This is a genomic window from Pseudoalteromonas sp. TAB23 (assembly GCF_000498075.1).
Taxonomy (GTDB): domain Bacteria; phylum Pseudomonadota; class Gammaproteobacteria; order Enterobacterales; family Alteromonadaceae; genus Pseudoalteromonas; species Pseudoalteromonas arctica.
Genome location: NZ_AUTP01000274.1, coordinates 1 through 5,323 on the forward strand (window position 1 = coordinate 1; position 5,323 = coordinate 5,323).

At 41.3% G+C, this 5,323-nt stretch carries 4 protein-coding genes and 1 pseudogene; 4 read left to right on the forward strand and 1 reads right to left on the reverse strand.

Going from position 1 to position 5,323, the window contains the following annotated elements; all coding sequences use genetic code 11:
- The first annotated feature begins 139 nt into the window (after nucleotides 1–139).
- Complete coding sequence (locus L654_RS0116520; RefSeq protein WP_008126957.1) at nucleotides 140–3,124, forward strand: Tn3-like element ISKox2 family transposase; 2,985 nt, start codon at nucleotides 140–142, stop codon at nucleotides 3,122–3,124.
- A 62-nt stretch (nucleotides 3,125–3,186) separates the two neighbouring features.
- Here the strand turns inward: L654_RS0116520 and L654_RS0116525 are convergent, their stop codons facing one another.
- Complete coding sequence (locus L654_RS0116525) at nucleotides 3,187–3,651, reverse strand: hypothetical protein (protein WP_139016110.1); 465 nt, start codon at nucleotides 3,649–3,651, stop codon at nucleotides 3,187–3,189.
- A gap of 445 nt (nucleotides 3,652–4,096) precedes the next feature.
- Here L654_RS0116525 and L654_RS0116535 point away from each other — a divergent pair, with 445 nt between their 5' ends.
- From L654_RS0116535 to L654_RS0116545, 3 genes and pseudogenes are all read left to right on the forward strand, one after another.
- The gene (locus L654_RS0116535) at nucleotides 4,097–4,399 is read left to right on the forward strand and encodes a hypothetical protein (RefSeq protein ID WP_024608490.1); all 303 of its coding nucleotides are present in this window, start codon (nucleotides 4,097–4,099) and stop codon (nucleotides 4,397–4,399) included.
- Nucleotides 4,399–4,764, forward strand: coding sequence for an IS66 family insertion sequence element accessory protein TnpB (gene tnpB, locus L654_RS0116540; protein ID WP_024608491.1), 366 nt, complete (start codon nucleotides 4,399–4,401; stop codon nucleotides 4,762–4,764). The genes L654_RS0116535 and tnpB overlap by 1 nt, the downstream gene beginning before the upstream one ends.
- Before the next feature lie 67 nt (nucleotides 4,765–4,831).
- Nucleotides 4,832–5,323, forward strand: a pseudogene (locus L654_RS0116545) (hypothetical protein); the annotation flags it as partial.

The following is a 5,323-nucleotide window of genomic DNA, read 5'->3' on the forward strand; positions in this document are numbered from 1 at the left end:
TGGGGTTCTAGGGATTTTCCCCTCTAAAGTAACATAAATCGCCATACTCACCATATTTAAAGGCATACAAAGGTGGGTTACTTCTCCAAAGTATGGCAAATTATGAGGTTAACAACCCCTTAAACTTAATTTAATTCCTATGGCTATAAAAAACGAACTATCAATTCTTACCAAAGCTGAGCAGCTTGATCTATATTCTCCGCCGCTATTATCACTTGAACAACAACGATTGTATTTTACGCCAAACGAGATCGAGTTAACAGAGTTGAAAAGTATTCGCCTAAGGAACCACCGATGCTATTTCATTGCGTTATTAGGGTATTTTAAGTCTAAGCCTGTGATTCTTTCACCTAGCTTTAACCTCATCTTTGACGATATGCAGTTTATTTCAACGCAAGTTCAAGGAGGCAAAGGGATCAGGCCTTTCAGCATTAATAAGATGCAGCGTGACCGTATATATCAAAGAATACTGAGGTTATTAAACTATCAGAAATGGGACGAAAGTCTGCACTTTGCGCCGCTGTACGAACATCTTGTTATGGTCGGCAAAGCTTGGCTTGAGCCTCGTTATCTATTCGATGCAGCCGCTGAATATCTAGCAACGCATAGAATTGCCATCCCTAAATATACTGTCTTACAAAAGCTTATCAGTCGTGTTATCCAACAGGTCAAGAAGGCGTTAAATAATAAGCTTCGTATTCATGTTTCATCTGAACTACACGGATTTCTAAATACTATTATCGATGACAAAGATGGGCTCTCCTTAAGCCAGCTTCGAGCCGGTGCAAAAAGCGTTATGGTGACAGAGCTAAAAAAAGAACTGACGGTGTATCATCAGTTACAGCCTTATACAAGACAGATTGATAATGCTGTTAAGGGCTTAGCCTTATCGTCTAAAAACCAACAACACTTCGGTGAAATGGTGGATTATTATGGCAGTAAACTAAAACGCTTTAAGCGTCCACAGCAACACCTATGGTTGCTGTGTTTTCTGACTCAACGCATACGGCAAAGCCTAGAGCGATTGGCTGATGGGTTTATTCATCATATCCGTAAACAACAAGAAGCTGCGCATGCGTTTGCCCAACAGGCAGTGTTTGACTCATGGAGGTCAGCTGCAGACAATGTCACCAAAGCCGCAGAATTACTGCATCTGTTTGTTGATGACAGTATCGACGATAATCAACCATTTGCAACGGTTAGGCAACAAGCATTAAGTGTAATGAATAACCAAGATATAGAAACGCTATGCCTGTACTTAAAAAAGCAAAAACGCACGGTAGAAGAATATCAATGGCAATATTATGATGATCAAAACGGGTTAATTGAGCAGTTATTAAGGCCCGTGTTTCTATGTCTTGAATGCCAAGCAGGTAAAGGCTCAGAAGCATTAGTGACCCAGCTCAAAACCACAAAAACAGAACTATTAGCAGGTAATACATTGCAAACAATGGATAGTACACTTATCCAACAAAAACATCGTCCATGGTTAATTAACAAGGATGTTGTTCATCCACAGCGATACGAATGGTTGCTTTACCGTCAACTGGCTTCTCGGCTTAATGGTCGAATTTACTTATCAAACGTCACTAAATATCGTGCGCTAGAAGACGACTTAATTGCATCGTCAATACAGCCTGATCTATTGGCATCATCAACATTGGAAAAGCTAAAGCAGCCGATTCAGAAGCTACTGCAAGTAAAACAAATACGCTTAACAACATCCCTAGAAGATGTTGCTCGTCACATTGATAATGGTGATAACCGCAATGTGATCATGAAGAGCCGAAGTGGCACACGATGGCGACTGCCAGTTAAAGGCTCCCAATCACTTGTCAACAACCCTTTCTTTAAACAAATGATCCCCGTCAGTATTGCTGATGTGTTGCGTTATGTTGAACAAGAAACCAACTTTATGCAATGCTTCGCACACGTGCTGCCAATACAAAAACAAGTAGGCGCCAATCAGGATGATTTATTGGCTATTCTAATTGCGAATGCGACACATCGCGGCGTATATGGGATGGCACAAATATCTGATCGCAGTTATGAGCATCTAAGCACTATACAAGCTAATTATATTAGGCCTGAAACCTTGCAAGAGGCTAGTGATATCATCAATAACGCAGTAGCGGCACTCCCTATTTTCCGCCACTATCACATCCAAGAAGACGTCCTGCACGCCAGTACCGATGGGCAAAAATTTGAAACTCACCTTGAGACTTTTAAAACTCGCTACTCCTCGAAATACTTCGGCACCAACAAAGGTATTACGGCCATGACGTTAGTTGCCAATCATAGTGCGTTAAATGCCCGTATCATAGGATCTAATGAGCATGAGTCCCATTATATTTACGACTTACTACAATCTAATACTAGTGATCTTAAGCCAGATGTCCTCTCAACCGACACCCATGGTGTTAATCATGTTAATTATGCCTTATTGGATTTATGCGGTTATAGTTTTGCGCCTAGGTATGCTCAGTTCACCAGTGTGATCAATGACCTATTTAACGTAACTGAAAGCGACGACGGAAACACGCATCTGGCGCTGAAAAAGCCGATAAAAATGAATGTGATTGAAGAAGGCTGGCAGGATATTCAGCGTATTGTGTTATCCCTTCAAGAAAAACGCACAACACAGGCATTGCTAGTACGCAAATTATCTGGTTATCCATCTAGACACCCTATATTACAAGCATTAACGGAATATAATAGGCTCATCAAAGCCCAATATTTACTTGATTATATTGATGATGCAAGTCTGCGCCAATATGTTCAACGAGCACTGAACCGAGGCGAAGCCTGGCATTTCCTCAGGCGAGCTATTGCATCGGTCAATCGTGACCAGTTCCGTGGAAAAAACGAATCAGAAATAGTCGTCTGGAACGAGTGTGCCCGTTTGACGGCAAATGCTATTATCTACTTTAACTCGATGATCCTAAGTCATCTATTACTGCACTTTGAAGAAGTTGGTGACGAGGAAAAAGCAGCAATAACTCGACAAGTATCACCCGTTGCATGGCAGAACATTAATCTGAGCGGCACTTATCAGTTCGCTAGTAACCGCAAACTACCTGATTTACAGGAAATAACTAGGCCTATTGTTGAAAATGAAGTCTAAAATGAAAGGTAACCCAGCTCCACAAGCCATTAACTGCGAGGGTTGTGGCGATTTATGTTACTTTAGAGGGGAAAATCCCTAGAACCCCTAAGTGCTAACGCATCAAGCTTATTTTTGGCTTCTTCGTCGAATTTTTTTGCGGCACGCTGGTTGGCCTCAACTGTAAACTGCTCCTCATTAATCACAATACCGCTTTTCGTTTTGCGGCTTAGTTGCAGTTCTTTAACTTCATAGATAGCTTTAATAGTTCGCTTATCACTGTTAACTTCAAAATCAAACGATTGAAGTTTTAACTCTGCATTTGAATGAGTTGCGTATTTTGAATCACCGGCATTCGATTGAACCGATGTTTTAGCTTGCCTTTGAGCTTTTTTTAACAGCTCTTTCTGCAGTAAAGCTAAATCGGGTGTCTCAGACAAACGCTGAGTAACCGTTACTGTAATTAACTTGCTGTCGGTAGCGTGAATATGTAAAAGTGGGCATAAAGCGCAAATTAGTATAAATATACTTAGTGAGTTAGTCATCATTTTGAGCTCTCATTTAGAATTAACACTGTCATTTTTTCACACAAATGAAATCGTGCACATGCAAAAGTATTAATTGTAGCAAGTGGACAATAAACACCTTGCCTTACTAGCTACGGTGGTTTTTTTCGTCTTGGTTCTGATAGATTAGCAAAGACCATTTAGCTTAAATTTTTGCTGGTGAAACCGTATAAATTAAGCTGTTTTTTTGCGTTAAGTCCATTTGAATTAATGGTATTGAATTACTGTAAAGGTATGCATCATGCACACATGATATAATCACAGCTAATACAATAAGCAATATAGGCAGTTTATTTCTCATTTTTATTTTTTCTAATGTTAGAGTTATATTGTAAGCGTATAGCGTAAGCGCTCATTACTCCGCGTTATTCCAAATTTAATCTGAGCCTTGATAATGACGTCAGTCATTACTTATCGAGGTTTCAATATGTCACATACTCAACATTGGCAGCATCATATCGATGCATGGCAACAAACAGGCGGCTCGCAAGCACACTATTGCCGTACTCACGAGCTCGACCAAAATCAATTTAGTTATTGGAAGTGCAAATTAGCCAAGTGCAATAATGTACAGCTTGCTCGCCCGTCAGGATTTGCCGTGGCTCAGTTGGCAGCGGTGCCTGAGAGCGCATCATCCCTTTGTATTACACTACCCAACGGCATTCTACTGGGTGGCATCGATGCCATGAACGCCCCGGTTGCGGCGCAATTGTTGGAGTACCTACGCTGATGCAACCGACTCTGCGACCTGCTGCCCATTTGCCGCGCGTGTTTTTATATTGTGAGCCGATTGATTTTCGCAAGTCTCATCGCGGCTTAAGTACGCTCATTGAAGCAGAATTAGGCCACAACCCGTTTAGTGGTGAGCTGTATGCATTCACTAATAAACAGCGTAACAAAATCAAATGCGTATTTTGGGAAGATAATGGCTTTGTCCTGTATTACAAAGCGTTAGCTGAGGATAAATTTAAGTGGCCCAAGCGCCCTGATGAGCTGGTGAACTTAACGGGGCAACAACTTAATTGGCTACTTGATGGCTATGATATTAACCTAATGAAACCCCATAAAAAATTACAATTCGAGTCAGTTTTTTAGCGACAAAAACAGCCTGCTTTGATACAATAAGCCCAGTTAAAATAAGGCGTTAAAGGCTATTTGTATCGTGACTTCCTCTTCTAAAAATATGACTGAAATCGAACTGCTTCGTGCTCAGTTAGCAGAGCAAGTCCGTGTGAATAGAGAGCAGTCTGAGCGCATCGATATTTTAGAAGAGGTGGTGCGCCACCTCAAATTAAAACGCTTTGCTCCCAGCAGTGAAAAAATCGGCCAAGGGCAGTTTTTATTGTTTGATGAAGCCGAGTTAGTCACCGACCCTGATGTGATTGCTCATGAGCAAGACGAAACGCTGGCCACTAACACGAATAAAAAAGCCCCCTCTCAACCACGTGGCCGCAAACCGTTTGCTGCAGATTTACCCCGTGAACAAATCTTCTTATACCTTACTGATGAAGAAAAAACTGGCGCTAAAAGCACCTTCTTCGCCAAAGTAAAGGAAGAGCTCGATATTATCCCCGCTAAAATTCGTGTATTGGAATACATGCAGGAAAAAGCGGTGTTCGCAGACGGCGCTAATAATCAAAAGATGGTGGCGGCT

Excerpts from the sequence above, each read along its gene's own strand:
- L654_RS0116520 (WP_008126957.1), top strand. The coding sequence starts at position 140 with ATGGCTATAAAAAACGAACTATCAATTCTTACCAAAGCTGAGCAGCTT.
- L654_RS0116525 (WP_139016110.1), bottom strand. The coding sequence starts at position 3,651 with ATGATGACTAACTCACTAAGTATATTTATACTAATTTGCGCTTTATGC.
- L654_RS0116535 (WP_024608490.1), top strand. The coding sequence starts at position 4,097 with ATGTCACATACTCAACATTGGCAGCATCATATCGATGCATGGCAACAA.
- tnpB (WP_024608491.1), top strand. The coding sequence starts at position 4,399 with ATGCAACCGACTCTGCGACCTGCTGCCCATTTGCCGCGCGTGTTTTTA.